General features: G+C 72.2%; 22 protein-coding genes. 10 read left to right on the top strand and 12 right to left on the bottom strand.

Annotation, left to right across the window (positions count from 1 at the left end; genetic code table 11):
* Positions 1–166 precede the first annotated feature (166 nt).
* A complete protein-coding gene (locus ACFYUZ_RS12655) occupies positions 167–2,386 on the top strand; it encodes a transglycosylase domain-containing protein (RefSeq protein ID WP_389308222.1) in 2,220 nt (739 codons plus the stop codon).
* An 80-nt stretch (positions 2,387–2,466) separates the two neighbouring features.
* On the opposite strand, the gene ACFYUZ_RS12650 is transcribed toward ACFYUZ_RS12655, so the two are convergent.
* The 3 genes from ACFYUZ_RS12650 to ACFYUZ_RS12640 all read right to left on the bottom strand — a co-directional run bounded on the left by ACFYUZ_RS12650 (position 2,467) and on the right by ACFYUZ_RS12640 (position 6,907).
* Complete coding sequence (locus ACFYUZ_RS12650; RefSeq protein WP_389308220.1) at positions 2,467–4,485, bottom strand: SpoIIE family protein phosphatase; 2,019 nt, start codon at positions 4,483–4,485, stop codon at positions 2,467–2,469.
* 311 nt (positions 4,486–4,796) lie between these two features.
* Positions 4,797–5,462 (bottom strand): DUF402 domain-containing protein, encoded by a 666-nt coding sequence (locus tag ACFYUZ_RS12645; RefSeq protein WP_389308218.1) that lies wholly within the window; start codon positions 5,460–5,462, stop codon positions 4,797–4,799.
* A gap of 44 nt (positions 5,463–5,506) precedes the next feature.
* Positions 5,507–6,907, bottom strand: coding sequence for a class II fumarate hydratase (locus ACFYUZ_RS12640; protein ID WP_389308217.1), 1,401 nt, complete (start codon positions 6,905–6,907; stop codon positions 5,507–5,509).
* A 106-nt stretch (positions 6,908–7,013) separates the two neighbouring features.
* Here ACFYUZ_RS12640 and ACFYUZ_RS12635 point away from each other — a divergent pair, with 106 nt between their 5' ends.
* Positions 7,014–8,543 carry a ricin-type beta-trefoil lectin domain protein gene (locus ACFYUZ_RS12635; protein ID WP_389308215.1) on the top strand — a complete coding sequence of 510 codons (1,530 nt, stop codon included), beginning with the start codon at positions 7,014–7,016 and terminating at the stop codon, positions 8,541–8,543.
* A 58-nt stretch (positions 8,544–8,601) separates the two neighbouring features.
* Here ACFYUZ_RS12635 and ACFYUZ_RS12630 read toward each other — a convergent pair whose 3' ends face one another.
* Positions 8,602–9,249 carry a lipoprotein gene (locus tag ACFYUZ_RS12630; RefSeq protein ID WP_389308213.1) on the bottom strand — a complete coding sequence of 216 codons (648 nt, stop codon included), beginning with the start codon at positions 9,247–9,249 and terminating at the stop codon, positions 8,602–8,604.
* Positions 9,250–9,363: 114 nt separating this feature from the next.
* Here ACFYUZ_RS12630 and ACFYUZ_RS12625 point away from each other — a divergent pair, with 114 nt between their 5' ends.
* Positions 9,364–9,870, top strand: coding sequence for a hypothetical protein (locus ACFYUZ_RS12625; RefSeq protein WP_389308211.1), 507 nt, complete (start codon positions 9,364–9,366; stop codon positions 9,868–9,870).
* Positions 9,871–9,875: 5 nt separating this feature from the next.
* On the opposite strand, the gene ACFYUZ_RS12620 is transcribed toward ACFYUZ_RS12625, so the two are convergent.
* Both ACFYUZ_RS12620 and ACFYUZ_RS12615 read right to left on the bottom strand, forming a co-directional pair.
* The gene (locus tag ACFYUZ_RS12620; protein ID WP_389308209.1) at positions 9,876–10,505 is read right to left on the bottom strand and encodes an HAD family acid phosphatase; all 630 of its coding nucleotides are present in this window, start codon (positions 10,503–10,505) and stop codon (positions 9,876–9,878) included.
* 177 nt (positions 10,506–10,682) lie between these two features.
* Positions 10,683–12,353 carry a fumarate hydratase gene (locus ACFYUZ_RS12615; protein ID WP_389308207.1) on the bottom strand — a complete coding sequence of 557 codons (1,671 nt, stop codon included), beginning with the start codon at positions 12,351–12,353 and terminating at the stop codon, positions 10,683–10,685.
* Between the two features lie 266 nt (positions 12,354–12,619).
* Between ACFYUZ_RS12615 and ACFYUZ_RS12610 the strand changes: the two genes are divergently transcribed.
* Positions 12,620–13,339, top strand: coding sequence for a DUF1707 domain-containing protein (locus ACFYUZ_RS12610; RefSeq protein WP_389308205.1), 720 nt, complete (start codon positions 12,620–12,622; stop codon positions 13,337–13,339).
* Between the two features lie 146 nt (positions 13,340–13,485).
* The gene (locus ACFYUZ_RS12605; RefSeq protein WP_352016757.1) at positions 13,486–13,857 is read left to right on the top strand and encodes a WhiB family transcriptional regulator; all 372 of its coding nucleotides are present in this window, start codon (positions 13,486–13,488) and stop codon (positions 13,855–13,857) included.
* Between the two features lie 98 nt (positions 13,858–13,955).
* Here ACFYUZ_RS12605 and glpX read toward each other — a convergent pair whose 3' ends face one another.
* The gene (gene glpX, locus ACFYUZ_RS12600; RefSeq protein ID WP_093874272.1) at positions 13,956–14,990 is read right to left on the bottom strand and encodes a class II fructose-bisphosphatase; all 1,035 of its coding nucleotides are present in this window, start codon (positions 14,988–14,990) and stop codon (positions 13,956–13,958) included.
* Between the two features lie 117 nt (positions 14,991–15,107).
* Between glpX and ACFYUZ_RS12595 the strand changes: the two genes are divergently transcribed.
* Positions 15,108–15,641: a DUF4245 domain-containing protein gene (locus tag ACFYUZ_RS12595; protein WP_389308202.1), complete on the top strand. Its 534-nt coding sequence runs from the start codon at positions 15,108–15,110 to the stop codon at positions 15,639–15,641.
* 80 nt (positions 15,642–15,721) lie between these two features.
* On the opposite strand, the gene ACFYUZ_RS12590 is transcribed toward ACFYUZ_RS12595, so the two are convergent.
* From ACFYUZ_RS12590 to ACFYUZ_RS12575, 4 genes are all read right to left on the bottom strand, one after another.
* A complete protein-coding gene (locus ACFYUZ_RS12590) occupies positions 15,722–16,312 on the bottom strand; it encodes a malonic semialdehyde reductase (protein WP_389308200.1) in 591 nt (196 codons plus the stop codon).
* 175 nt (positions 16,313–16,487) lie between these two features.
* Positions 16,488–16,757, bottom strand: coding sequence for an exodeoxyribonuclease VII small subunit (locus ACFYUZ_RS12585; RefSeq protein ID WP_389308198.1), 270 nt, complete (start codon positions 16,755–16,757; stop codon positions 16,488–16,490).
* A gap of 156 nt (positions 16,758–16,913) precedes the next feature.
* Positions 16,914–18,131, bottom strand: a complete 1,218-nt coding sequence (gene xseA, locus ACFYUZ_RS12580; protein WP_389308196.1) for an exodeoxyribonuclease VII large subunit — start codon at positions 18,129–18,131, stop codon at positions 16,914–16,916.
* A gap of 208 nt (positions 18,132–18,339) precedes the next feature.
* Positions 18,340–19,692, bottom strand: a complete 1,353-nt coding sequence (locus ACFYUZ_RS12575; RefSeq protein WP_389308195.1) for an APC family permease — start codon at positions 19,690–19,692, stop codon at positions 18,340–18,342.
* A gap of 54 nt (positions 19,693–19,746) precedes the next feature.
* On the opposite strand from ACFYUZ_RS12575, the gene ACFYUZ_RS12570 reads away from it, so the two are divergent.
* Together ACFYUZ_RS12570 and ppgK are read left to right on the top strand one after the other, a co-directional pair.
* Positions 19,747–20,799 carry a 4-hydroxy-3-methylbut-2-enyl diphosphate reductase gene (locus tag ACFYUZ_RS12570; protein WP_389308194.1) on the top strand — a complete coding sequence of 351 codons (1,053 nt, stop codon included), beginning with the start codon at positions 19,747–19,749 and terminating at the stop codon, positions 20,797–20,799.
* Between the two features lie 30 nt (positions 20,800–20,829).
* Positions 20,830–21,585, top strand: coding sequence for a polyphosphate--glucose phosphotransferase (gene ppgK / locus ACFYUZ_RS12565; RefSeq protein WP_389308192.1), 756 nt, complete (start codon positions 20,830–20,832; stop codon positions 21,583–21,585).
* A gap of 49 nt (positions 21,586–21,634) precedes the next feature.
* Here the strand turns inward: ppgK and ACFYUZ_RS12560 are convergent, their stop codons facing one another.
* Positions 21,635–22,294, bottom strand: coding sequence for a DUF6542 domain-containing protein (locus ACFYUZ_RS12560; RefSeq protein WP_389308190.1), 660 nt, complete (start codon positions 22,292–22,294; stop codon positions 21,635–21,637).
* A 161-nt stretch (positions 22,295–22,455) separates the two neighbouring features.
* On the opposite strand from ACFYUZ_RS12560, the gene ychF reads away from it, so the two are divergent.
* Together ychF and ACFYUZ_RS12550 are read left to right on the top strand one after the other, a co-directional pair.
* Positions 22,456–23,544 carry a redox-regulated ATPase YchF gene (gene ychF, locus ACFYUZ_RS12555; RefSeq protein ID WP_389308188.1) on the top strand — a complete coding sequence of 363 codons (1,089 nt, stop codon included), beginning with the start codon at positions 22,456–22,458 and terminating at the stop codon, positions 23,542–23,544.
* A gap of 324 nt (positions 23,545–23,868) precedes the next feature.
* Positions 23,869–26,514, top strand: coding sequence for a BTAD domain-containing putative transcriptional regulator (locus tag ACFYUZ_RS12550; RefSeq protein ID WP_389308186.1), 2,646 nt, complete (start codon positions 23,869–23,871; stop codon positions 26,512–26,514).
* Positions 26,515–26,589 lie beyond the last annotated feature (75 nt).

The following is a 26,589-nucleotide window of genomic DNA, read 5'->3' as shown; positions in this document are numbered from 1 at the left end:
CCGAGCGTCGGTTCCTCTGGGCGTGGGTGCTGATTCTCACGTCCGGAAAAGACGTGATCGGTTGTCCTTTGTCCGCCTCGTCGGTGTTAGCTTGCTGAGCTGATCCGACGCGGGCGGGCTCAGCACCGAGGGCGCCGGACACAAGACGAGCGGAGCGACTGGACACATGGGCCGACCGGACAAGGGCAAGGCGAAGAAGAGCGGCATACGCCGCCTCTTCACCTGGAAGAAGCTCCTGGGCACCTTCATCGTGTTCTGCCTGCTCGGCATGGGTGCCCTCTACGTCGTCTACCTGCTGGTCCCGGTGCCGACGGCCAACGCCGAGGCGACGATGCAGAGCAACATCTACAAGTACTCCAACGGCAAGATCCTCGCCCGCACCGGCAAGATCAACCGTGAGATCGTCGGCCTCGACAAGATCCCCCTGCCGGTCCAGAAGGCCTTCGTCGCCGCCGAGAACAAGACCTTCTACAAGGACAACGGCGTCGACATCAAGGGCACCACCCGCGCCGCCTGGAACACGGTCACCGGCAAGGGCAAGCAGGGCGGCTCGACGATCACCCAGCAGTACGTCAAGAACTACTTCCTGAGCCAGGACCAGACGGCGACCCGCAAGCTCAAGGAAATGGTCATCGCCATCAAGGTCGACCAGAAGATGAGCAAGAGCGACATCCTCGCCGGCTACATGAACACCAGCTACTACGGCCGCTCGGCCTACGGCATCCAGGCCGCCGCCCGCTCGTACTACGGCGTCGACGCCACCAAGCTCACCACCGCCCAGGGCGCCTACCTCGCCTCGCTGCTCCAGGCGCCCAACCAGTACGACTGGACCTCCGCGAGCACCACCGGCCGCAAGCTCGTCGAGGACCGCTGGAACTACGTCCTCGACAACATGGTCGGCGAGGGCTGGCTCGGCGCCTCCGAGCGCGCCGGCATGAAGTTCCCCGTCCCGCAGAAGCCCAAGCCCGCCCCCGGCATGGAGGGCCAGACCGGCTACATCGTCGAGGCCGCCAACCAGGAGCTGATGCGTCAGGGCGTCAGCGAGGAGGACATCAAGGCCGGCGGCTGGACGATCACCCTCAACATCGACGAGAAGAAGCAGAAGGACCTCGTCAAGGCGGTCGACAAGCAGCTGGAGGACAAGCTCGACCGCAAGGGCGACGAGAAGCAGGCGACCGTCCAGGCCGGCGCCACCTCCGTCGACCCGAAGACCGGCGCGGTCGTCGCCATGTACGGCGGCATCGGCGCCACCGAGCACTGGATGTCCAACGCGACCCGCCGCGACTACCAGCCCGCCTCCACCTTCAAGCCGATCGTCCTCGCCTCCGCCGTCGACAACCACGCGGTCACCCAGGACGGGCGGGAGATCGGCCTCGGCACCGTCTACGACGGCACCAGCCGGCGGCCCGTCGTCGGCAGCCCCATCGACTTCGCGCCGGAGAACGAGGACGACGAGAGCTACGGCCCCGTCACCGTCCAGAAGGCCACCAACAGCTCGATCAACTCGGTCTACGCCCAGATGATCGTCGACGTCACCCCGGCCAAGGCGAAGAAGACCGCCCTCGCCCTCGGCATGAAGGACGGCGCGGGCTTCCCCGAGACCCCCGCCATCTCCCTCGGCACCATGGGCGCCTCCACCATGGACATGGCCGGTGCCTACGCCACGCTCGACAACCACGGCAAGAAGGTCACCCCGACCCTCGTGAAGACCGCCGAGCACAAGGACCGCACGGTCAAGGGCGCCCAGGCGATCGGCGACCAGGTCATCAGCCGCGAGGCCGCCGACACCGCCACCCGGGCCATGCAGGGCGTCGTGAGCAACGGCTCCGGCTTCCGCGCCGCCGGCGACTACGAGGCCGCCGGCAAGACCGGCACCTCCGAGAACAACCGCTCCGCCTGGTTCGTCGGCTACACCCCCGAACTGGTCACCGCCGTCGGCCTCTTCGGCGAGGACGCCAAGGGCAACCAGGTCACCCTCACCGACACCATCAACCCCGGCCGCGCCAACGGCGGACGCACGCCCGCCCAGATCTGGGGCGACTACACCGAGCGCGCCCTGAACGGCGGCTCGGACGCCTCCTTCGACCTGGAGACCGACGGCGCCGCCCAGGACGGCACGCTGCCCGATCCCACCTCGACCACCACCGAGGCGCCGACCGAGGAGCCGACCGAGGAGCCGACCACGGCCACCACGGCCCCGACCGCCCCGCCGACCTCGACGGCCACCACGCCGCCGCAGCCGACGCGCGACCCCGTCACCACGCCGCCGCAGCCCACCCAGGAGCCGACGGCGACCGAGGAACCGACGGTCCCGCCGACCTCCATCCAGCCGCCGGACGCCGGTGGCGACCCCGGCGTGAACAGCACCACCCGCCCGCCGCGCTGACGACACGACCGAAGGCCGGACCCCGCACGGGGGTCCGGCCTTCGGTCGTACGGAGGTCGTACGGGGCGGGGCGGAGGAGCTCAGGTACGGGTCGCCAGCTCGAACCAGACCACCTTGCCGCCCGACAGCCGGGTCGCCCCCCACCGCCGGGCCAGCCGGTTCACCAGGAACAGGCCGCGCCCGCCCTCGTCGGTGTCGCGCGCCCGCCGCTGCCGGGGCAGCTGCGGGGAGTCGTCGCCGACCTCGCAGCGCAGCACGTCCGTCCGCAGCAGCCGCAGGGTCACCGGCCGCTCCGCGTACCGCACGGCGTTCGTCACGACCTCGCTGACCAGCAGCTCGACCGAGTCCGTCAGCTCCTCCAGGTCCCAGCGGGCGAGCGCCCGCCGGGCGAGCCGCCGGGCCCGCCCCGGGGCCGCGTCCTCCGGCTCCAGGAACCAGTACGCCACGTCGCTCGGCGCGATCCCGTCGAAGCGGGCCGCGAGCAGCGCGATGTCGTCGTCCCGGTCGCCCGGGCCCAGCATGTCGAGGACGTCGTCGCAGAGCGCCTCCAGCGGCGGCGAGTGGTCCGGACCCGTCAGCTGCGCGGTCGCCGCGAGGCGCTCCCGCAGCTGCTCGATCCCGGTCCACACGTCCCGCAGCCGGGACTCGACGAGACCGTCCGTGTAGAGCAGCAGCGTGGCGCCCGCCGGGGCGTCCAGCTCGACCGCCTCGAAGTCCACCCCGCCGACCCCGATGGGGGCGCCGGGCGGCACCCGCAGCACCTCGGCGCGGCCGCCCAGGTGGAGCAGTATCGGCGGCGGGTGGCCCGCGTTGGCGACGGTGATCCGGTGCGAGACCGGGTCGTACACCGCGTACATGCAGGTCGCCATGCGGTTCTCGCCGAGCCGCTGCGCCTGCTCGTCCAGGTGGTGCAGGACCTCCTGCGGGGGCAGGTCGAGACCGGCCAGGGTCTGCGCGGTCGTGCGCAGCTGGCCCATGATCGCCGCCGAGGTCATGGAGTGGCCCATGACGTCGCCGACGACGAGGGCGACCCTGCTGCCGGGCAGCGGGATCGCGTCGTACCAGTCGCCGCCGACGCGGGCCGTCTCGGCCGCCGGCAGGTAGCGCGAGGCCAGCTTGACGCCGGTCGGCTGCGGCAGCGAGTCCGGCAGCATCGTCCGCTGGAGCTCGTCCGCGATGTACGCCTCGCGGCCGTACAGCACGGCCTTGTCGATGCCGAGCGCGGTGTGCGTGGCCAACTGCGCCGCGACGAGCAGGTCGTTCGGCTCGAAGCCGGCCCGCTCGGGGCGGCGCAGGAACACGGCGGCGCCGATCACCCGCCGTCGGCCGCGCAGCGGCGCGAGGACCGCGCGCAGGCCTCCGGGCAGCGGGTGCTCGGGGCCGAGCAGTTCGGCCAGCGCCGTCTTGGCGGCCGTGGAGTCGCCGAAGACCGGCCGCACCCCGCGCAGCACCTCGGCCAGCGCCCCGCCGGACCGCACCTCGCAGAGTTCGGCCGCGGGGGTCGGATCCGGATCGGGCACGAGGACGAGGTCCTCGCCCTCCAGATCGCTTAACCGCAGCCGGTCGGTGCGGCGCAGCCGCAGCACGAAGGGCGCCACCGGCCGCTCGTCGCCCACCGGGAGCGGGTCGCGGAGGTAGACCAGGATCTCGTCGGAGAAGGTCGGCACGGTGGCCCGGCACAGGCCGAGGACGATCTCGTCCAGGTCGATGCCGCGGGCGATGCGCCGGGTAGCGGCGCCGACGAACCGCAGCCGGTCGCCCTCCCGCCGGGCGGAGGTGTCCCCGCCGCCGGGATGCTGCGGGGAGACGGCGAGGGCCACGGCCCCGGTGCCGCCGGGACGGCCCGTACCGCCGGGGAGGCCGGGGGAGTTCGGGTGGTCCGTGCCGCCCAGGGGGTCGGGACGGCCCGCGCCCGGGGCGGGGGTCGGCCCGGTGGGCTGCGGGGGCGCGTCCGGGGTCGTGGCGGCCGCCGGGCCGCCCGCCTGGCCGGGCACGTCGGAGGGCAGGCCGGCCGCCGCCTCCTGGCGAGGGCGAGCGCGTTCCTGCGGCCGGGCAGCCAGGGGCTGCCGGCCTTCGTGGGAGGTGGGATGCTCCGTCACGCGTGGGATTCCGTCCGTCCGGGCCGGTGGTGCGATGCACTCGCTCTGTTGGCCGATGCCGCGCCTTCGGCAGGGCTAAACCCCGCTTCCGCGGTGGATGCGGAGCTTCCGCGAGTGGCGGCAAGGGCGGGGGTCGGCACACCCGGGCACACGTCCGGCACTGCTCTCCCCCTCGTGGATGACTTGTGGTCAGTTCCTGCGCTGGATGACGCCTTTGACGTGCTGTTCGGTCGGTCTGACGTGCTCTTCGCTCGGTGTCGGCCTTGCGGAGGACGATCCTACGTTTGAACCCCGGGGGCGCATCAAGGGTCTCACGGAGCCGTGTGCGCCGGAGTGCGGTCCCAGTCCGCCGGGAGCGCCGGCACCGACCAGGCGGGATCGGGCCGCCAGTCCTCCCAGCCGTCCGCGAACGGCGTCCCCCAGGAGGTGATCAGCTCCACCGCGTCCTGCCCGGCGGCCAGGACCCGCGCGGCCTGTTCGGGCCCCATCAGCCCGGCCCGCTGGGCCTGGGCGAACTCGTCCTCGTCCCGCCACAGCCAGCTGCGGTCGGGGTAGACGGAGATGTCGAGGAAGTGGTCCTCGGAGTCGATGCCGCCGGTCCAGCGGGTCCGGGGCTCCTCCAGGTTCACGTACCAGCTGCGGAAGCGCCAGCCGCGCTCCCAGAACAGCCACACCGACCAGGGGTCCTTCGGCCGGGCCAGCTTGAGGACCCCGGTGCCGGACCAGTGGGCGCGCTCGGTGGTGCGCGGGGCGGTGTAGCGGGTGGCGAGCGGCTCGTCGTGCACGGGGGTGCCGTCGGCGAGCACCGGCCGCACGCACTCGGTGCCGGGCGCCATCCAGACGGCGAGCAGTTCGGGCGTGTCCTGGACGACGGTCACCGGTCGGCAGATGGCCACGTCTCCGGTGCCGTTGCCGCGGTAGCGCCAGAGGATGTGCTCCCCTGGCGCCCAGTGCTGGGAGCCGTCCGATCCTGTCATGCGCAGATCTTAGGGGCGCGCTCCCATCGGCGCTGCGGCGCAGGTCACGGATGAGTCATCCGCAGCACGTCCAGCGCCTCGTCCAGTTGCTCGACGGTGAGGTCGCCCCGCTCGACGTAGCCGGACTCCAGCACCACCTCGCGGATGGTCTTCCGCTCGGCGAGGGACCTCTTCGCGACCTTGGCGGCCTCCTCGTAGCCGATGTACTTGTTCAGCGGGGTGACCACGGAGGGCGAGGACTCGGCGTACTCGCGGGCGCGCTCGGCGTTGGCGGTGACGCCGTCGACCGTGCGGTCGGCGAGGAGCCGGGAGGCGTTGGCCAGAAGCCGTACGGATTCCAGCAGGTTCTTGGCCATCACGGGGAGCATCACGTTGAGCTCGAAGTTCCCGGCCGCGCCCGCCACCGCGACCGTGGTGTCGTTTCCGGTCACCTGCGCGGCGACCATCAGGACGGCCTCGGGGATCACCGGGTTCACCTTGCCCGGCATGATCGAGGAGCCGGGCTGGAGGTCGGGGAGGTTGATCTCGGCGAGGCCGGTCCGGGGGCCGCTGGCCATCCAGCGCAGATCGTTGGCGATCTTGGTGAGGGAGACGGCGATGGTCCGGAGCTGCCCGGACGTCTCCACCAGGCCGTCGCGGGCGCCCTGGGCCTCGAAGTGGTCGCGGGCCTCCGTCAGCGGCAGCCCGGTCGCGCGGGCGACCTCCGCGATGACGGCCGCGGAGAAGCCGGCCGGGGTGTTGATGCCGGTGCCCACCGCCGTACCGCCGAGGGGGAGTTCGGCGAGGCGGGGGAGCGAGGCGCGCAGGCGCTCGACGCCGTACCTGACCTGGGCCGCGTAGCCGCCGAACTCCTGGCCCAGGGTGACCGGGGTGGCGTCCATCAGATGCGTACGGCCGGACTTCACCACCGACGCGAATTCGGCTGATTTTCGCTCCAGGGCGGCGGCCAGGTGGTCGAGGGCGGGGATCAGGTCGCGGGTGACGGCGGCGGTGGCCGCGATGTGGATGGAGGAGGGGAAGACGTCGTTCGAGGACTGCGAGGCGTTGACGTGGTCGTTGGGGTGGACCTCGCGCCCCTCGGGGAGCCGCTCGGTGGCGAGGGTGGCGATCACCTCGTTGGTGTTCATGTTGGACGAGGTGCCCGAGCCGGTCTGGAAGACGTCCACGGGGAAGTGCTCGTCCCAGCGGCCCTCGGCGACCTCCTCCGCGGCCGAGACGATCGCCTCGGCGCGGTCCTCGTCGACCACGCCGAGCTCGGCGTTGACCTTGGCGGCGGCGGCCTTGATCCGGGCCAGGGCCTCGATGTGGGCGCGCTCCAGGCGCTGGCCGGAGACCGGGAAGTTCTCCACCGCCCGCTGGGTCTGGGCACGCCACTTGGCGTGTGCGGGGACCCGCACCTCGCCCATGGAGTCGTGCTCGATGCGGTACCCGTCCGTGTCGTTCATGTTTCTCAACCTCCAATAAAAGATGAGCACTTGTCTTGTTCGATGTATTCCCAAGGCGCGTACCGGCCAGTAAAAACCGTGGGTAACCCCACTTCCAGGAGGCGCAGTGAAGCGCACCAGGTCCAGAGTCCGCTGGTCCGTCGCGGCCGTGGCGGCCGCCGCGGCGGCCCTCGGCAGCATGACCGCCGCCGCCCCCGCCGGCGCGGCCGACACGAGCACCGCGGCCGGAATCACCTCCGTACCGCTCTCCCCCGAGCTGGAGGCGATCCGGGCGGCCGAGGCCACCAAGATCTACGGCAGCCCCGAGGAGCGTCCGCTCGCCCAGCGCAGGACCGGCCTGATCTCGCTCGGCGACAGCGAGATCTCCGGCGAGGGCGTCGGCACGTACGAGTCCCCCACCAACGGGCCCACCAACTGGTGCCACCGCTCCCCGGACGCCGCCATCCACCGCACCGGGATCCCCGCGGACCTCACCTTCAACGTGTCCTGCTCCGGCGCGTACACCGGGAACATCCGGATCGGCGGTTCCAAGCAGTACGCCGACGAGCTCGTCCAGAGCGACAACCTCGCCATCAAGGCCCGCAACACCCGGATCAAGATGGTCCTGCTCGTCGCCGGCGCCAACGACGACCTGCAGTTCGGCCCCGTCATGACCGACTGCGTCCAGCGCTACGTGCTCAGCCAGGGCACCTGCGAGCCCAAGTACGCCCCCGGCTGGCAGGCCCGCGTCGACGGACTCGTCCCCAAGGTCGAGCAGACCGTCCGCGACCTGAAGACGGTCATGCGCGACGCCGGATACGCCGACGGCGACTACAAGCTCGTCGTCATGGGCTACCCGAGCCCCATCGGCCCCGACTTCCACGACAACCCGAACTTCCCCGGGAAGCTCGCCTGCGGCGGCATGGGCTACGACTCCGACACCAAGTGGGGCCGTAACACCGCCGTCCCGGCCTTCGAGCGCGGCATGCGCGCCGTCGCCGCCGACACCGGGGCGGTCTACCTCGACAACTCGCGGCTCTTCAACGGCCACGAGGTCTGCATGGAGGACACCTGGGCCCGGGGCCTCTACATCGACCTCTCCAAGCCCGGCGGCCTCGACGAGAACTCCGTCCGCCAGTCCTTCCACCCCAACAAGAGCGGCCACGGCGCCTTCGCCTCCTGCCTGACCCAGATCTACAACTCGGGCCTGCGCGAGGCGAGCTGCGCCGACGTCAACTCCTCCGGCACCCCGACGCTCTTCCCGCTCGCCTGGGACGACGCGTACAAGCCGCTGAAGAACCAGGCGACCGGCAACTGTCTGGACGTGAACGCGGCCGAGTCGGCCAACGGGACCGCCGTCCTCGGCTGGGACTGCCACGGCGGCCGCAACCAGGGCTGGTGGTACGACTCCGCCCGGCAGACCCTCCACACCCAGCTCACCCAGGACCGCTGCCTGGACGTGCCGGGCGCCGTCTACCAGACCGGCAAGGCGCTCATCATCTGGAACTGCGGCGGAGCCGCCAACCAGAAGTTCGTCCGCGACGGCGCCACCGTCCGCCCCGCGGCCGCGACCGGCCTCTGCCTCACCCAGGGCGCGGCGAAGGAGCCGATCCGGCTCCAGACCTGCGACGGCTCCGCGAACCAGAAGTTCGCGTAGGGGCCCCGCACGCGCCGTGGCCCCCCGTCCGGTGCGGGACGGGGGGCCACGGTCACGCTCAGAGCGCCTTCGCCGTGCTCTTCGCCAGCTCGTAGGCGGGGAGCATCGCGCGGTGCTCGTCGGTGTCCATACCGCCGAGGTGGACGATGACGACCGCGCCCTTCGGGGTGGAGACGGCGAAGGCCCGCTGCTCCTTGTCCTCGTCCGTGAGCGCGCTGCGCGACGTGTACGTGACCTCGGTGGCGGCCAGCGCGCCCGCCCGCGTCTCCCGGTAGGTGACGGCGGAGGGCTTGTCCGCCGCCTTCACGAAGCCTTCGAGAGCGGCCCGGGCCGGGCCCTTCGCGACCGTCCACACCCGCAGGTAGCCGATGTTCCCGGTGGGCTTGGCGTCGACCTCGCAGCGCACGACGGCCGGGCCCTGCCGGGTGAGCGCCGCGAACTCCGGGTTCTCGGGGTCCTCGATCGCCTCCGGCTTCCAGCCCTCCGCGAGCCCGAAGGAGACGGGCAGCGCGCAGGCCGTCCCGGGACCGCCGAGCGTGGCGGCGGCCTTGGCGGTGGCCCCGGCGGTGGGCTGGGCGGGGGCGGTCTTCCGCGGGGCGGCCGGGGCGTCGGGCTTCGGGGTCGTCCCGCAGGCGGTCAGCAGCAGTCCCGCCGCCACCAGGGCGGCGGGGACGGCCGTGCGCGTCGGTCGTGCTCTCTCTGGCATGGCGCCATGATCCCCGACCGGGCGGCCCGGATCGCGCCGGACGGGCGAAGCCGCGGTGATCGCCGGACAATGTGAAGCATGCCGAGGGGGACCCCATCCCACGGGAGGCAGGACATGATCCGCAGCTTCAGGAGGACCGGAGCGCTCGGCGTCTGCGCGGCCGCGGCCCTCGCCGCCGTCTCGTACGCGGCCGTCCCGGTCGTCGCCGAGGACGGAGACGGGTTCGAGTTCACGCTCTACGCCAAGGAGGTCCCTGCCCAGGGGGCCGGCGAGAGCGCGCCACAGCCCAAGGTCGGGGACGTCATGGCCTTCGCGGACGACCTCTACAAGACGAAGGGCGGCGACAAGACCGGCCGCGACGGCGTGACCTGCGCGGTGGTGCGCGTCTCCGGCGACCAGGCCGACATGAACTGCGTCGGCACCATCGTCCTGAACGGCGGACCGGGCGGCCAGCTCACCGCCCAGGCCCTCGTCACCCTCGACACCACGAACCAGGCGCCGGCCGCCTACGACCTCGCCGTCACCGGCGGCACCGGCGACTTCAAGGACGCGCGCGGATACATCCGCACGACCCCGGACGGGGACTACGACCGGATGGAGTTCCACATCAACACGCGCTGAGCCCGTTACGAGAGCTTGCCGCCGTAGTCCGGGAGCTTGAAGGCGCGCTCGGCGTGGCCGCCGACGAGGTCGGTCGTGTTGTTGCCGATGTTCGCGATGATCGTGTAGCCCTTGGCCTCGATCTCGGCGCGCTTCTCGGTCTTGTACGCGCTGACCTCGCCGAACAGGTCGGGCAGCGAGCGCACGTACAGCCCGTCGACCGGGTAGCCGGCCTTCTTCAGGTTCCAGTCCGTCAGGGAGTAGACGATTCCGGGCCGGGCGGTGACGAAGAAGACGGCCACCCCGCGCGCGTGGGCGTCGCGGACGAGCGCCCGCACGTCCGCGATGGCCGGGGTCGGCAGCTCCCAGAACGGGTGGAAGTCCGTCTCCAGGGAGCTGTTGTCGATGTCGAGGACGATGGCCTGCTTCTCGCGGCCGGCGTTCTCGGAGCGCGCCTCGACGTACGGGCGCGCCTCGGCGACGACGGCCGCCACGTCGCGGCGCCAGGTCGCGTAGTCGACGTCCGCGAGGGCCGCGGCCGACGTGACGTGGGTGTCCGGGTCGGCGGCGGAGGCGGCGGGCGCCGGGCCGAGGACGAGGAGGGCCGTCAGACCGAGGGCCGTGGTGGCCGTGGCAGTGGCTTTGGCGGAGGGCATGGGGGGCTCCCGAGGGGGTCGACCGGCTCAGTGGTTGACATGCTCGCGACCCATACTGGCCAGTAGGTGACGGGAGGGCTACCGGTCGGTAGCGACTTTCTGAGCGAAGATCGACACCCGGGAACGACGGAACCCCCCGGTCCGAGGACGGACCGGGGGGTTCCGGGGCCGTGACGGTCAGCCGAGACCGGGACCGCGCACCGGGATGTGCGTGAAGGTCGGCTCGGGCGCCGGGTTCTGGAAGAAGTCGTTGCCCTTGTCGTCGACGACGATGAACGCCGGGAAGTCCTCGACCTCGATCTTCCAGACCGCCTCCATGCCGAGCTCCTCGTACTCGACGACCTCGACCTTCTTGATGCAGTCCTGCGCGAGACGGGCCGCCGGGCCGCCGATCGAGCCCAGGTAGAAGCCGCCGTGCGTGCCGCACGCGTCCGTGACCTGCTTGCTCCGGTTGCCCTTGGCCAGCATGACCTTCGAGCCGCCCGCCGCCTGGAACTGCTCCACGTACGAGTCCATGCGGCCGGCCGTCGTCGGGCCGAAGGAACCGGAGGCGTACCCCTCGGGGGTCTTCGCCGGGCCCGCGTAGTAGACCGGGTGGTCCTTCAGGTACTGCGGCATCTCCTCGCCCGCGTCCAGGCGCTCCTTGATCTTGGCGTGCGCGATGTCGCGCGCCACGACCAGCGGGCCGCTGAGGGACAGCCGGGTCTTGACCGGGTACTTGGTCAGCTCGGCGAGGATCTCGTCCATCGGCTGGTTGAGGTCGATCTTCACGACGTCCGAGGACTCGTCGAGGTGGGAGTCCTCCGTCTCCGGCAGGAAGCGCGCCGGGTCGGTCTCCAGCTGCTCGAGGAAGACGCCCTCGGCGGTGATCTTCGCGACGGCCTGGCGGTCGGCCGAGCAGGAGACGGCGATCGCGACGGGCAGCGAGGCGCCGTGGCGGGGGAGGCGGACGACGCGGACGTCGTGGCAGAAGTACTTGCCGCCGAACTGCGCGCCGATGCCGATCCTCTGCGTCAGCTCGAAGACCTTCTCCTCCAGCTCCTTGTCCCGGAAGCCGTGGCCGGTCTCGGCCGAGCCCTCGGTGGGCAGCTCGTCCAGGTAGTGCGCGGAGGCGTACTTCGCGGTCTTGAGCGCGAACTCGGCGCTCGTGCCGCCGACGACGATCGCCAGGTGGTACGGCGGGCAGGCGGCCGTGCCGAGCGAGCGGATCTTCTCCTCCAGGAACTTCATCATGGAGGCCTCGTTCAGGACCGCCTTGGTCTCCTGGTAGAGGAAGGACTTGTTGGCCGAGCCGCCGCCCTTGGCCATGAAGAGGAACTTGTACGCGCCGCCGTCCGTCGCGTACAGCTCGATCTGCGCGGGCAGGTTCGAGCCGGTGTTCTTCTCCTCCCACATGGTGACCGGAGCCATCTGCGAGTAGCGCAGGTTCAGCTTGGTGTACGCGTCGTAGACGCCCTTGGACAGGGCCTCCTCGTCACGGCCGGAGGTCAGCACGTTCTGCCCGCGCTTGCCCATGACGATCGCGGTGCCGGTGTCCTGGCACATGGGCAGCACGCCCGCGGCGGCGATGTTCGCGTTCTTCAGGAGGTCGAGCGCGACGAACTTGTCGTTGCCCGACGCCTCCGGGTCGTCGATGATCCGGCGCAGCTGGGCCAGGTGGGCCGGGCGCAGGAAGTGCTGGATGTCGTGGATGGCCTCGGCGGCCAGCTTGCGCAGCGCCTCCGGCTCGACCTTGAGGAACGTACGCCCGTCGGCCTCGAAGGTGGAGACACCTTCGGAGGTCACCAGGCGGTAGGGCGTGGTGTCCTCTCCCAGGGGGAGCAGATCGGAGTACGCAAACTCAGGCATGACGGCGGCCATTCCTCACTCGGCAGACAGCGGCGCCGCCTCCGTTGGCGGCGCACCGTCCAGCGTAAGACGCGGGGGTGGCCCGGATTCTGTGAGGTAAGGCTCACTAGGCGGGTGGAACGCACCGGAATGGCGTGTTCGGATCCCACTCGCGTCCTCTGCCGGATCCCGGCCGCGTCCCCTAGGGGACGCGGCCGGGGCGTTCGGGGGTGGGCCCGGGGTGTTCCCTCTGGTTGCGATCTATCGCGTGTCGCTACGCTGGCTCCGTGGACCTCGAAAAGCAGCCCGAACCCGAGAAGCAGCCGCGGCCGCAGCGGCCGGTCGCCCCCGCCGAGCCCGCTCCCGCCGGGCCCGCCTTCGCCGATCCGCAGGGCTCGCTGCGGGCCTCGGACGCGGACCGGGACCGGATCGCGGACATCCTCGGGGACGCCCTCGCCGAGGGACGGCTCGACGCCGAGGAGCACTCGGAGCGGATCGACGCGGTCTACCGGGCCAAGACCGTCGGCGAGTTGGAGCCGATCGTCCGCGACCTGCCGGGCGCCCGGACCGCCCGCGCGTCCGAACCGGCCTTCGCCTGGGGCTCCGACGAAGCCGAGGGCCCCGCGGACAACCTCGTCGCGATCTTCTCCAGCACGACCCGCAAGGGCCGCTGGCGGGTGAGCCGCCGGACGAACGCCTTCGCCCTCTTCGGGAACATCGAGGTCGACCTGACGGAGGCGATCTTCGCCCAGCGACTGACCACGATCAACGCCACCTCCATCTTCGGCAACGTCGAGGTGCGGGTCCCGGAGAACATCAGCCTGCGCGGCAACGGCAGCGGCATCTTCGGGAACTTCGAGGTCGTGACCCTGGAAGGGGCCGACCCGCAGGCGCCGGTCGTCGTCGTCAACGGCTTCTCGATCTTCGGGAACGTCGAGGCCAGGCCCAAGCGCGGCAAGTGGATCACCGACCTCCAGGGCAAGCTCCGCAAGCACCTCGGCCACTGACGCAGGAGGAGGCGCGGGGGTGACCGGAATTCGCCCTCGGGTATCCGCAGTGCGGAACGGCGGGGCACGCGGTGCATAGGCGCGCGCACAGCGGGTAGGGCTGGTGCATCGCCGCTCGCTCGCGAAGCCGTCGTCAGGAGTAGACCGTGCTGCAACTGCCGCATCAGCCCCTCCAGGTCGCCGCCGTACCCCCCCAGCGCGCCCCTGCCCGGGAGGACGAGGGCGGTCCATGGCACGCGGAGGCGGTGTGCCGCCGGGACGAGGCCGGGCTCTTCTTCGCCCCGTCCAAGGAGCCGACCGCCGCGCGGCTCGCCCGCGAGGAGGCGGCCAAGCGGGTCTGCGCGCGCTGTCCCGTGATGGTCGAGTGCCGGGAGCACGCGCTGCTCCAGCCCGAGCCGTACGGGGTGTGGGGCGGGCTCACGGCGGCGGAGCGCCGCGTCGTCCTCGCCCGGCGCCGGCGGCGCGAGGTGGAGCTGCGGAAGGCGGCCGCGACCGAGCGGATCGCCCAGGCGGGCTGACGGGACCGCGAAGGCCCGCGCCCGGTCCGTACGGGAAGGGGCGCCCCCACCGCACATGGGGGCGCCCCTCTTCGTACGGCCGGCTCCCGGCCGGTCGGCTACTTCGCCCGGTCGAAGTCGATCTGGCTGTACGCGCGCAGCTTCGAGAGCCGGTGCGTCGAGTCGATCTGGCGGATCGTGCCGGACTTCGAGCGCATGACCAGCGACTGCGTGGTCGCCGTCTCGGCGCGGTAGCGCACGCCGCGCAGCAGCTCGCCGTCGGTGATGCCGGTCGCGACGAAGAAGACGTTGTCGCCGCTGACCAGGTCGTTCGTGGAGAGCACGCGGTCCAGGTCGTGGCCCGCGTCCAGGGCCTTCTGGCGCTCGGCCTCGTCCTTCGGCCACAGCTTGCCCTGGATCACGCCGCCGAGGCACTTGATGGCGCAGGCGGAGATGATGCCCTCGGGGGTGCCGCCGATGCCCATGAGCATGTCGACGCCGGTGCCCTCGCGGACGGCCATGATCGAGCCGGCGACGTCGCCGTCCGAGATGAACTTGATCCGGGCGCCGGTCTCGCGGATCTCCTTGACGATGCCCTCGTGACGCGGGCGGTCCAGGATGACGACCGTGATGTCCTCGGGGGAGGAGTTCTTCGCCTTCGCGACCCGGCGGATGTTGACCGAGACGGGGGCGTTGATGTCGACGAAGTCGGCGGCCTCCGGGCCGGTGACCAGCTTGTCCATGTAGAAGACCGCGGACGGGTCGAACATGGTGCCGCGGTCGGCGGCGGCCAGGACGGCGATCGCGTTCGGCATGCCCTTCGCGTTGAGCGTGGTGCCGTCGATCGGGTCGACCGCGATGTCGACCTCGGCGCCGGTGCCGTCGCCGACCCGCTCGCCGTTGAAGAGCATGGGGGCTTCGTCCTTCTCGCCCTCGCCGATGACGACGACGCCGTTCATCGAGACGGTGGAGATCAGGGTCCGCATGGCGTTGACCGCCGCCCCGTCCGCGCCGATCTTGTCGCCGCGGCCGACCCAACGGCCGGCGGCCATGGCGGCGGCCTCGGTGACGCGGACCAGCTCCAGGGCGAGGTTGCGGTCGGGGGCCTCGGGGGAAACGACAAGCTCGGGCGGAAGGTGGTGGTGCTCGGTCATCGGAACGCACCTTTCTGTACGGCGACGGCCGGGAAAAAGAGGGTGCTGCGACTCTATCGGTACGTCGACAAAATGAGCAGAGGGGCCCACGTATGAGCAAGACACCATGATGCGACCATGGTGGGCGTGGCAGGTATGCGAGGCAGGCAGACGGTACGCGGGATGTTCCAGTCCCTCGGGGTGATCATGGTCGCCGCGGGTGTGATGTATCTCTTCATCCCGCACGACGAGAGCGCCGAACCGGTCAAGGCGAAGGACTACCGGGTGGAGCTCCTCACGGCCCAGCGGGCGGCGCCGTATCCGGTGCTGGCCCCCGAGGGCCTCGGCGAGGGATGGAAGGCGACGGTCGTCTCGTACAAGCGCGAGGAGGGCGATGCCTGGCAGCTCGGTTTCCTCTCCCCGGACACCCAGTACGTGGCGGTCAACCAGTCGACGACGGAGCCGGGCAAGTTCGTGCCCGAGGTGACCCGGAAGGCGAAGAACACCGGGAAGACCCAGACGGTGGCCGGGCGGGTCTGGCAGCGCTGGGAGGGCCCCAAGTACGACGCGCTGGTCCGTACGGAGAACGGCGCGACCACCGTGGTGGCCGGCACGGCCTCCTTCGAGCGGCTGGCCGAGATGGCCGGCTCGCTCCAGGCGAAGAAGGCCTGAGGCGCCGGGACGCGAGGAAGGGCCCCGCACTCGTGGAGTGCGGGGCCCTTCCCGTGCGTCGTTTCCGTGTTCCGTCAGGCTCAGACGGTGGTGACGACCTCGTCGTACGAGAGGCGCGGGGAGCGCGGGAACCAGGCGTCCTCGCCCGGCTTGCCGATGTTGACGACCATCAGCGGGGTGTGGTCGTCGTCCAGGAACTCCTTCTGGACGCCGGCGAAGTCCAGGCCCGTCATCGGACCGGCGGCCAGGCCGGCGGCGCGGACGCCCACGATGAAGTACGCGGCCTGGAGGGCGGCGTTCAGCAGCGCGGAGCCCTCGCGGACCGGGCGCTCGGAGAAGAACATGTCCTTGGCCTGCGGGAAGTGCGGGAGCAGCGCCGGGAGCTCCTCGTGGAACTCGTTGTCGGCGGAGAGGATCGCGACCAGCGGGGCGGAGGCGGTCTTGGCCTGGTTGCCCTCGGCCATGTGCTTCACCAGGCGCTCGCGGGCCTCGGGGGAACGGACCAGGGTGACGCGCAGCGGGGACTGGTTGAAGGCGGTCGGGCCGTACTTCACCAGGTCGTAGATCGCCTGGACCTGCTCGTCGGTCACCGGCTCGTCGGTGAACGTGTTGGCGGTACGGGCCTCACGGAAGAGGAGGTCCTGGGCGACGGCGTCGAGGGCGAGAGACATGCTGCGTACCTTCCGAACTGCAAGGGGGTTCGCTCGTACAAGATTCAAGCGATGTCTCGACAGTACGCCCAAGGTTGGTGAAAATTCAACTAATCTATCCGGATAGTGATCCGTTTCACTTGGAGTCTACCCGCCTGAGCCCTGCTCGCCCCCGCCCCTCCCGCCCTCCTCCGCCTCACTCGTCGCCGTCCTCCTCCTCGTCCGCCTCCGCCGCGTGCTCCGCCGCCAGCGAGGCGTCGAGCCGGGCCCGCGCCCCCTCCAGGCGGAGCCGGCACACCTTCGCCAGCTCCTCGCCCCGCTCCCAGAGCGAGAGGGACTCCTCCAGGGACGTCCCGCCCGCCTCCAGGCGCCGGACGACCTCGATCAGCTCGTCCCGCGCCTGCTCGTACCCGAGGGCCGCCTCTTCCGCGCCCGTGCTCGTGTCCGTGCTCGTGCCCGCTGCCATGTACCGCTCCATCCGTCGTGTCCGGTCGTCTCTTCCTCGACTGCCTGTTCTCGCCGCCCGTTTCCCGCTCGGGGCCGCCCCCAAGGGTTTTCGCTCGGCGCTTCCCCCCGGGCTGCCCCCGGGGCTCCCCCTCCGGGCTCCCCCCGGGCTCGCCGCTCAGGCCGGGTCGGGCACGCGGCGCACCGTGAACTCGCCCTCGGCGACCCGGGCCCGCAGCTCCTCGCCCTCCGCGACCTCCTCGGGAGAGCGGACCACCGCCCCGTCCGCCCGCTGGAGCACCGCGTACCCCCGCTCCATCGTCGCGGCGGGCGACAGCGCCCGGACCCGCGCCCGCGTGTGCGAGAGCTCCGAGTCCGCCCGGTCCAGCAGGTGCCCCAGCACCCGCCGGCTCCGGGCCAGGAGCGCCGCCACCTCGTCCTCGCGGACCTCCACCATGCGCTGCGGGTGCTCCATGACGGGCCGCGCGAGCGCGTGCGCCAGGCCGCGCTCCTCCCGGTCCAGGAGCCCCTGCACGGTCCGCAGCGCCCGGTCCCGCAGTCCGCGCACCCGGTCCAGCTCCTCCCCGACGTCCGGGACGACCTTCTTGGCCGCGTCCGTCGGTGTCGAGGCGCGCAGATCGGCCACCAGGTCGAGCAGCGGGGAGTCCGGCTCGTGTCCGATCGCGGACACCACCGGCGTACGGCAGTCGGCCACCGTACGGATCAGCTGCTCGTCCGAGAACGGCAGCAGGTCCTCGACGCTGCCGCCGCCCCGGGCCACGATGATCACGTCCACGTCCTCGTGCGCGTCCAGCTCCCTGACCGCCTCGACGACCTGCGGGACCGCCTTCACGCCCTGCACCGCGACGTTCCGCACCTCGAAGCGGACGGCCGGCCAGCGACGGCGCGCGTTCTCCAGGACGTCCCGCTCGGCCGCCGAGGCGCGGCCGCAGACCAGGCCCACGAGGTGCGGCAGGAACGGCAGCGGCTTCTTCCGGTCGAGGGCGAACAGCCCCTCCGAGGCCAGGGTCCGCTTCAGCTGTTCGAGCCGGGCGAGCAGCTCGCCGATCCCGACCGGCTTGATCTCCGCCGCCCGCAGCGACAGCTGCCCGCGCGGCGCGTACCACTCGGGCTTGGCGCGCACGACGACCCGGGCGCCCTCCGAGACGACGTCCGCGACCGCGTCGAAGACCTGGCGGTAGCAGGTGACGCCGATGGAGACGTCGTAGGAGGGATCCCGCAGCGTCAGGAAGACGACCCCGGCGCCGGGGCGCCGCGACAGCTGCGTGATCTGCCCCTCGACCCAGATCGCCCCGAGGCGGTCGATCCACCCCCCGATCATCCGGGAGACCTCACCGACGGGAAGCGGTGCTTCGGCGGACGTAGTCAGACCCATGGACCGAGCGTAACCGCGCGGTACGACAACGTCAGGGGCGCACGGCGGCCGCCCGGCCCGCCCGGGGAGCGCCGAGCGGCGGGACACGCGCGCGTGGACGTGTCCTCGTGTACGGCGCGGACGTGTCCTCGCGTACGGCGCGAGGTGCACGTGCCGCGCGCGGCGCCGGGCGTGCCCGGCGCGTGGAGGCCTACGCGCGCGTGGAGGCCTACGCGCGCGTGGACGTCCTCGTCGCGCCCTGGAAGGCGAGGACGACGAGGCCCACCCCCAGCCACACCACGCCCACCACCTGCGCGGCGGCCGAGGCCTCGACGATCACCGCGATCAGGATCGCCGCGCCGACCACCGGCATCACGACGTGCCTGAACCAGTGCGGCGGCCCCTCCGCCCGCCGCACGGCGAACCAGCCCACCACGCTCGCGTGCAGCAGGACGAAGGCGGTCAGCGCGCCGACGTCGACCACCGAGACCAGATGGTCGAGGCCGTCGTCCCGGCGCGCCGCCCACACCGCCGCGATCATCGTCACGGTCGCGGCCACCAGCAGCGCCACCCGGGGGACGCCGCCGTCGGTGCGGGCCAGGAGGTGCGGAAGGCGCCGGTCGCGCCCCATCGCGAACAGCAGCCTGCCGCCCGCCGCCTGCCCCGCGAGCGCCGCGAAGGCCGCGCCGATCGCCTTCGACACGGCCACGAGATCGTGCAGCCAGCCGCCGACCGAGGCGTCCACGGCGTCGTAGAAGGCCGAGCCCTGCTTGGCCGGGTCGGCGGCGAGCTCCGCCGAGGAGACCGGTTCGAGGAGCGCCACCAGCCAGGTCTGGGCCACGAACAGGACGCCCGCCAGCGCCAGGCAGAACAGCACCGCCCGCGCCACCTTCGCCGAGCCGCCCGTGACCTCCTCCGCGAAGGAGGCGATCGCGTCGAAGCCCAGGTAGGAGAGGACGGCCACCGAGACCGCGCCCACCACCGCGGCGAGCGAGAACGAGGTGTCACCGGTGAGCGGCGACCACCCGTCGCGCAGCGCCCCGTCCCGTACGAGCACCACCACCGCCGACACGACGAAGACCAGCAGGACGACGATCTCCATCGCGAGCACCGCGAAGCCGACCCGGGCCGCCGCCCGCACGCCCCACAGGTTCAGCAGCGTGGTGACCACCACGGCGATCCCGGTCCACACCCACCGGTCCACCTCCGGGACCAGCGCCTCCATCGCGATGCCCGCGAAGAGGTAGGCGACGGCCGGGATCAGCAGGTAGTCGAGCATCGCCATCCACCCGGCGATGAATCCCGGCCCCTCCCCGAGGCCCTTGCGCGCGTACGTGAAGACGGAGCCGGCCTGCGGCGCGACCCGCACCATCTGGGCGTAGCTGAAGGCCGTGAACGCCATGGCGACGGTCGCCACGACGTACACGAGTGCGACGGCCCCGTGCGACTTGGCGTCGAGCGTCCCGAAGACGCCGACCGGGGCCATGGGGGCGATGAACAGCAGTCCGTACACCACGAGGTCGCGGAAGCCGAGATTCCGCCGGAGCCTCTCGTGGTCCGCCGCCTGCGTCTCCTGAGCCATGGCGCCAGTTTCGGCCACGGCGCCGCTCCAACCGCTCACCGACGCGGCCTTACGATGGGACGCATGACTGCAACGCCCGCGCCGACGCCCGATGCCGCCTCCGCGACGAACCGCCCGAAGCGTGTCCTGCTCGCCGCTCCCCGCGGCTACTGCGCGGGCGTGGACCGTGCCGTGATCGCCGTCGAGAAGGCCCTGGAGCAGTACGGGGCGCCGATCTACGTCCGGCACGAGATCGTCCACAACAAGTACGTGGTCCAGACGCTGGAGCGGAAGGGCGCGATCTTCGTCGACCAGGCGACCGAGGTGCCGCCGGGCAACATCGTGATGTTCTCCGCGCACGGCGTCGCCCCCACCGTCCACGAGGAGGCCCGCGTGGGCCGGCTCGCGACCATCGACGCCACCTGCCCCCTGGTCACCAAGGTCCACAAGGAAGCCGTCCGCTTCGCCAAGGAGGACTTCGACATCCTCCTCATCGGCCACGAGGGCCACGAGGAGGTCATCGGCACCTCCGGCGAGGCGCCCGACCACATCCAGCTGGTCGACGGCCCCGAGGACGTGGCCAAGGTCGAGGTCCGCGACCCCTCCCGGGTCGTCTGGCTCTCCCAGACCACGCTCTCGGTCGACGAGACGATGGAGACGGTCGACGCGCTGAAGGAGAAGTTCCCGCAGCTGATCTCCCCGCCGTCCGACGACATCTGCTACGCCACGCAGAACCGCCAGACCGCCATCAAGGAGCTCGCCGGTCAGGCCGAGCTGGTGATCGTCGTCGGCTCGAAGAACTCCTCCAACTCGATCCGCATGGTCGAGGTCGCCAAGCAGGCCGGCGTCCCCGCCGCGTACCTGGTCGACTTCGCCAGCGAGATCGACGAGGCCTGGCTGGAGGGCGTGACCAGCGTCGGCCTCTCCTCCGGCGCCTCCGTCCCGGACGTCCTGGTGCAGGAGGTCCTGGAGTGGCTCGCCGAGCGCGGCTACGCGGACGTGGAGATCGTCAAGACGGCGGACGAGTCCCTGACCTTCTCGCTGCCCAAGGAGCTCCGCAACAAGGACCTGCGGGCCGAGGCCGAGAAGCTCGCGGCCGCCGCGCCCGCCGCGCCCGTCGAGGAGTAACGCCGCGCGCCTGCCCTTACCGTGGGGTCCATGAACGTCTTCGGAGTGGACATCGGCGGCTCGGGCATCAAGGGCGCCCCCGTGGACCTGGCACACGGGGTGCTCGCCGAGGAGCGTCACAAGGTACCGACCCCGCAGCCCGCCACACCCGACGGTGTGGCGGGCTGCGTCGCGGAGGTCGTGGCGCACTTCGGCTGGACGGGGCCGGTGGGGGTGACCTTCCCGGGCGTCGTGACCGGCTCCACCGTCCGTACGGCCGCCAACGTCGACAAGTCCTGGATCGGCGTCGACGCGGGCGCCCTGATCAGCGACCGCCTCGGCGGGCGCCCGGTGACCGTCCTGAACGACGCGGACGCGGCCGGGGTCGCGGAGATGACCTTCGGCGCGGGCCGGGGCCGCAAGGGCACGGTGATCCTGCTGACCCTCGGCACGGGCATCGGCTCCGCCGTCTTCGTCGACGGCCGGCTCGTCCCCAACACCGAGCTGGGCCACCTGGAGCTCAAGGGCCACGACGCGGAGACCCGGGCCTCGACCAGGGCCAAGGAGGACGAGGGCCTCAGCTGGGAGCACTGGGCGACCAAGCGGGTGAGCAAGTACCTCGCGCACGTCGAGATGCTCTTCTCGCCCGAGCTGTTCATCATCGGCGGCGGCGTGAGCCGCAAGGCGGACAAGTTCCTGCCGCTGATCGAGGGCATCCGCGCGCAGATCGTCCCGGCGGAGCTGCAGAACAGCGCGGGGATCGTGGGGGCGGGGATGGCGGCGGGGACGGCGGCGAGGCTGGTCTGAACGGGAGGGCGGGGCGGGGATCCGGGATCCCGGATCCGAAAGACAGGCCCTAGGCCACGGGCCGCCGCCCCGCCGCCGCGGCAGCACGCTGATGGCGCCGCCCCATGTCCCGCACCTTGCGGACGCTCGCGATGAGACCGGCGACGAGGGTGCCGCCGTAGAGCCAGCCCGCGTGCACGGCGAGGGCGGTCACGACGGCCATGGCCTGACCGCCGAAGCCACCCGTCCCGCCCGCGATGGGGACGACGCCGACGGCGAAGGCGATGGGGACGCCGATCGGGGCGGTGACCAGGTCCGCGGTCCGGACCCAGAGCGCGGTCAGGGCGCTGACCGGCAGGAACAGCAGCCCGTAGACGACGGGGGAGCCGTCCAGGAGCAGCTGGTCGAGGAGACCGAGGGCCAGCATGACGGCGGAGGCGAAGAGCCCGGCACCGAGCCCGGTGAGGCGGGGCGAGGGGAGTCGGCGCAGGGCGAGGACGACCGGCGGCACGGGCCGGCGCCCGGCGGGCCGCCCGGACGGGCGGGCCCCCGGGCCGCCGGCGGCCACGGCCCGCTCCACGCGGGCGCGACCGGGCGCGCGGCCGGCTCTGCCGGTCACGCGGTAGACGGCCGCGCCCTCCACGAGAGCGCCGGGCGGTGCGACCGGCGGCGTGGTGGGGGTCTGCGGCCTTCGGCGGCCTTGCGGCTGACTTGTCCTGTGCTGCTCCACCCGACCAACGTAGGTCCGAAAGGGGCGGGAACCGGGTCCGGGACACGCCCTTTGGGTGACCTTGCCCCCGAGAACGACCGAAGGTCTCCGTCACTGGCCGGTTCGGCCCGCCCGTAAACTGGGGGATCGGCCCACCATCCACACTTCAGGAAGTCGCCACCGTGTCGCTCACGATCGGAATCGTCGGTCTGCCGAATGTCGGCAAGTCGACCCTGTTCAACGCCCTGACCAAGAACGACGTGCTGGCGGCCAACTACCCGTTCGCCACGATCGAGCCCAACGTCGGCGTCGTCGGCGTCCCCGACCCCCGCCTGACCAAGCTCGCGGAGATCTTCGGCTCCCAGCGCATCCTCCCGGCGACGGTCGACTTCGTCGACATCGCCGGCATCGTGCGCGGCGCGAGCGAGGGCGAGGGCCTGGGCAACAAGTTCCTCGCGAACATCCGCGAGTCGGACGCGATCTGCCAGGTCATCCGCGCCTTCAAGGACGAGAACGTCGTCCACGTCGACGGCAAGGTCTCGCCGAAGGACGACATCGAGACGATCAACACCGAGCTGATCCTCGCCGACCTGCAGACCATCGAGAAGGTCCTCCCGCGCCTCCAGAAGGAGTCCCGGATCAAGAAGGACGTGGCGCCCAAGGTCGCCGCGGTCGAGGCCGCCCAGGCGATCCTGGAGAAGGGCGACACCCTCTTCTCGCAGGGCATCGTCCAGGGCTCGGAGAAGGCGGAGCTGCTGCACGACCTCCACCTCCTCACCACGAAGCCGTTCCTGTACGTCTTCAACGTGGACGAGGACGAGCTGACGGACGACGACTTCAAGGCCGAGCAGAGCGCCCTGGTCGCCCCGGCCGAGGCGATCTTCCTCAACGCCAAGCTGGAGCAGGACCTCGCCGAGCTCGACGAGGAGGACGCCATGGAGCTCCTCCAGTCCGTCGGCGCCGAGGAGCCCGGCCTCGCCACCCTCGCCCGCGTCGGCTTCGCCACCCTCGGCCTCCAGACCTACCTGACGGCCGGCCCGAAGGAATCCCGCGCCTGGACGATCAAGCAGGGCGCGACGGCCCCCGAGGCGGCCGGTGTCATCCACACCGACTTCCAGAAGGGCTTCATCAAGGCCGAGGTCATCTCCTTCGCCGACCTCGTCGCCACCGGCTCGGTCGCCGAGGCCCGCGCGGCCGGCAAGGCCCGCATGGAGGGCAAGGAGTACGTCATGCAGGACGGCGACGTCGTGGAGTTCCGCTTCAACGTCTGACACGTCCGGCGAAAGGCCGTCCGAGCCGCGGAGGAGCGGGTCGGGCGGCCTTTGCGGTGGGGAGGGCGCGGCGGGCGCCGATTTCGCCACGCGGGGTCGGCGGGGAACAGGGGCTCGTGCGGCAGGTGGTCGTCGTCCGGCACGCACGGCACGCAGTCCGGGGCCGTGCGGGCGGCCACGGCCGGCAGGCGGGCGGCCGGGGCGGTGTGATCAAGGCCACCCGGTGGTGGCGGTGCGCCGCCCCGCCTCGGCGCGGGCGGTCCTCCCGTCCCACGTATCCTCGATTCCTCGGAAATGGGGGAGAGGGATCGCGGAGGTATACAGGTGGAGTTCCGGCTGCTCGGCTCCGTCGCGTTGGTGACGGAGGACAGGGACGTAGCCTTGGGGCCCGCCAAGCGGTCCAGTCTGCTGGCCATGCTGCTGCTGAGGCCCAACAGTGCCGTGAACGTCGGCCAGTTGATCGACGCCCTGTGGGAGGAGGAGCCGCCCACCCACGCCAAGACCGTCCTCCAGGGGCACGTCTCGCGGCTGCGGGCGCTGCTCGCCGAGCACGGGGCCGAGGCGTACGGGGTCGAGCTCGCGACGCAGGGTTCGGCGTATGTGCTCCGGATGCCCGAGTCGCTCGTGGACGCCCACCGCTTCGAGGAGCTCGTCGGTCTCGCCGGTGTCCAGCGCCGGCCCGCCGACGCAGTGCGGATGCTGCGGGAGGCGCTGTCGTACTGGCAGGGGCCCGCGCTCACCGGCACCGTGCACAGCAGGCCCCTCGAAGCCGCCGCGAGCGGCCTTGAGGAGATGCGGCTCGCGTCGGTGGAGGCGCTGGCGGAGGCGTACGGGCAGCTCGGCGAGCACGGCAGGGCCGCCGCCGTCCTGCGCACCGAGGCCGTCGCCCACCCGCTGCGCGAGTCCCTGGCCGCCGCGCTGATGCTGGCGCTCGCCCGCTCCGGCCGGCAGTCGGACGCGATCGACTGGTACCACAGGACCCGGCGGCTGCTCGTCGAGGAGCTGGGGGTCGACCCCGGCGAGACCCTCAGCGAGGCGTACGCGACGCTGCTCCGCTCCGCCGCGCCCGTCTCCCCGCCCCGTCCCGCCGTCGAGGTCAGGGCCCCGGCGCCGGAGGGCCTGCCGCGGGCGCCGCGCGGCTTCACCGGCCGCGGGGCCGAGCTGGCCGCGCTCGACCGTGCCGTGCGTGCCGGGGACGGTCCCGTCTGTCTCGTCACGGGGCCGGCCGGCGTCGGCAAGACCGCGTTCGCCGTCCACTGGGCCTACGAGCGGCGCGCCGACTTCCCCGACGGGCGGCTCTTCGCCGACCTGCGCGGCTTCAGCGAGACCCCGGCGCCCGAGACGGCCGCCGTCCTGCGGGAGTTCCTGCTCGCCCTCGGCGTCTCGCCGCAGCGGATCCCCGAGACCGTCGACGCGCGCGGAGCGCTGTTCCGCTCCCTCACCGCCGGACGCCGGCTGCTGGTCGTCCTCGACAACGCCCGCTCCTCCGAGCAGGTCCGGCCGCTGCTGCCCGGCGGCGACCACTGCGCGACCGTCGTCACCAGCCGCGACCGGCTCGGCGGCCTCATCGCCTCCGACGCCGCCCGCCCCGTGCCGCTCGGGCACCTCAAGGCGGCCGCCTCGGCCGCCCTGCTCACGACCGTGCTCGGCGAGGAGCGGGTCGCCGCCGAACCGGCCGCCGCCACCCGCCTCGCCCGGCTCTGCGACGGCCTGCCGCTCGCCCTCCGGGTGACGGCGGCCCGCCTGGCCGAGCGGCCGCAGTGGACGCTCGACGCGATGGTCGGCGAACTCGCCGACGAGCAGAGCCGGTTGGCGCTGCTCGACGTGGAGGACCGCGGCGTCTCCGCCGCGCTGCGCCTCACCGTGCAGCAGCTGCCCGAGTCCGCCGCCCGGATGTTCCGCGCGATCGGCCTGCACACCGGATCCGACCTGGACCGGTTCGCGGCGGGCGCGCTCGCCGGGACGGCGCCCGGGCAGGCCTCCGCCGACCTGGACCGGCTCGCCGCCGCGCACCTGCTCACCGAGGCCGTCCCCGGCCGCTGGACACCGCACGACCTGGTGCGCCTCTACGCGCGCCATCTCGCCCCGCAGGCCGACCCCGAGGGCCTGCCCCGGCTCCTCGACCACTACCTCTACACGGGCCTCGCGGCCGACGCCGCCGCCGAGCCCGGCTCGCAGCCCTGCTACGCGCTGCCCGCCGACGCCCGACGGCCCGCCGCGACGAGGGAGTTCGAGGACCGTACGGCGGCGCTCGACTGGTACGCGGCCGAGCGCCCCGCCCTGGAGGGCGCGGTCGCCGCCGCGGCCGCCCTCGGGATGCACGACCGGGCCTGGCGGCTGGCGCTCGTGCCGTGGCCGCTGATGCTCCGGCGGATCGGGGACGGCTGGACCCCGCTCCTGGAGGCCGGGCTCGCCTCGGCCGAGGCGGTCGGCGACCTCGACGCGCAGTCACGCGCGCGTGCCCTGCTCGGCTGGATCCTGCACGAGGAGGGCCGGAGCGCCGAGGCCCTGGTCCACCTGGAGAAGGCGCCCGGGCTGGCCGCCCGGGCCGGCGATCCGATCAGCGAGGCCATCGCGTACGTCAACCACGCCGCCGTCCTGGACGCGACCGGCGAGCACGAGCGGGCCGGCCTGCTCATGCTGCACGCCGTCGACCTCGCCGACCGCACCGGCCACCCGTCCACCCAGGTGCTGACCCTCCAGCACCTGGCGGGCCACTGCCTGAAGGCGGAGGAGTACGAGGCGGCGCTCGCGCACACTCTTCGCGCCGGGGAACTGGTCGCGCCCGACGCGGTGGTCATCCGGGCCTCGCTGCAGATCACCCTGGGCGAGGCGCTGGCCGGTATCGGTCGTCTCGAAGAGGCCGCCGACCAGTTGGAACGTGCGATCGTCGCGGCCGACGCGGCCGGTTTCACCGAGGGTTCGGCGCGGGCGGCGGCGCGTCTCTCGCGGCTGACAGCGAATCGTTAGCGGTACGCAAGCGGGACGGCAGCGCCGATGGGGAAGCTGGACGCAGCACCGGGGAGAACAGGCCGGTGCCGCGAG

This window comes from Streptomyces sp. NPDC004266 (assembly GCF_042874095.1).
Classification (GTDB): Bacteria; Actinomycetota; Actinomycetes; order Streptomycetales; family Streptomycetaceae; genus Streptomyces.
The sequence above is the reverse complement of the archived record's forward strand: the minus strand, read 5'-3'. Positions and strand labels throughout refer to the sequence as shown.

Excerpts from the sequence above, each read along its gene's own strand:
- ACFYUZ_RS12655 (WP_389308222.1), top strand. The coding sequence starts at position 167 with ATGGGCCGACCGGACAAGGGCAAGGCGAAGAAGAGCGGCATACGCCGC.
- ACFYUZ_RS12645 (WP_389308218.1), bottom strand. The coding sequence starts at position 5,462 with ATGACAGGATCGGACGGCTCCCAGCACTGGGCGCCAGGGGAGCACATC.
- ACFYUZ_RS12640 (WP_389308217.1), bottom strand. The coding sequence starts at position 6,907 with ATGAACGACACGGACGGGTACCGCATCGAGCACGACTCCATGGGCGAG.
- ACFYUZ_RS12630 (WP_389308213.1), bottom strand. The coding sequence starts at position 9,249 with ATGCCAGAGAGAGCACGACCGACGCGCACGGCCGTCCCCGCCGCCCTG.
- ACFYUZ_RS12625 (WP_389308211.1), top strand. The coding sequence starts at position 9,364 with ATGATCCGCAGCTTCAGGAGGACCGGAGCGCTCGGCGTCTGCGCGGCC.
- ACFYUZ_RS12620 (WP_389308209.1), bottom strand. The coding sequence starts at position 10,505 with ATGCCCTCCGCCAAAGCCACTGCCACGGCCACCACGGCCCTCGGTCTG.
- ACFYUZ_RS12615 (WP_389308207.1), bottom strand. The coding sequence starts at position 12,353 with ATGCCTGAGTTTGCGTACTCCGATCTGCTCCCCCTGGGAGAGGACACC.
- glpX (WP_093874272.1), bottom strand. The coding sequence starts at position 14,990 with ATGACCGAGCACCACCACCTTCCGCCCGAGCTTGTCGTTTCCCCCGAG.
- ACFYUZ_RS12595 (WP_389308202.1), top strand. The coding sequence starts at position 15,108 with ATGGTGGGCGTGGCAGGTATGCGAGGCAGGCAGACGGTACGCGGGATG.
- ACFYUZ_RS12590 (WP_389308200.1), bottom strand. The coding sequence starts at position 16,312 with ATGTCTCTCGCCCTCGACGCCGTCGCCCAGGACCTCCTCTTCCGTGAG.
- ACFYUZ_RS12585 (WP_389308198.1), bottom strand. The coding sequence starts at position 16,757 with ATGGCAGCGGGCACGAGCACGGACACGAGCACGGGCGCGGAAGAGGCG.
- xseA (WP_389308196.1), bottom strand. The coding sequence starts at position 18,131 with ATGGGTCTGACTACGTCCGCCGAAGCACCGCTTCCCGTCGGTGAGGTC.
- ACFYUZ_RS12575 (WP_389308195.1), bottom strand. The coding sequence starts at position 19,692 with ATGGCTCAGGAGACGCAGGCGGCGGACCACGAGAGGCTCCGGCGGAAT.
- ACFYUZ_RS12570 (WP_389308194.1), top strand. The coding sequence starts at position 19,747 with ATGGGACGCATGACTGCAACGCCCGCGCCGACGCCCGATGCCGCCTCC.
- ppgK (WP_389308192.1), top strand. The coding sequence starts at position 20,830 with ATGAACGTCTTCGGAGTGGACATCGGCGGCTCGGGCATCAAGGGCGCC.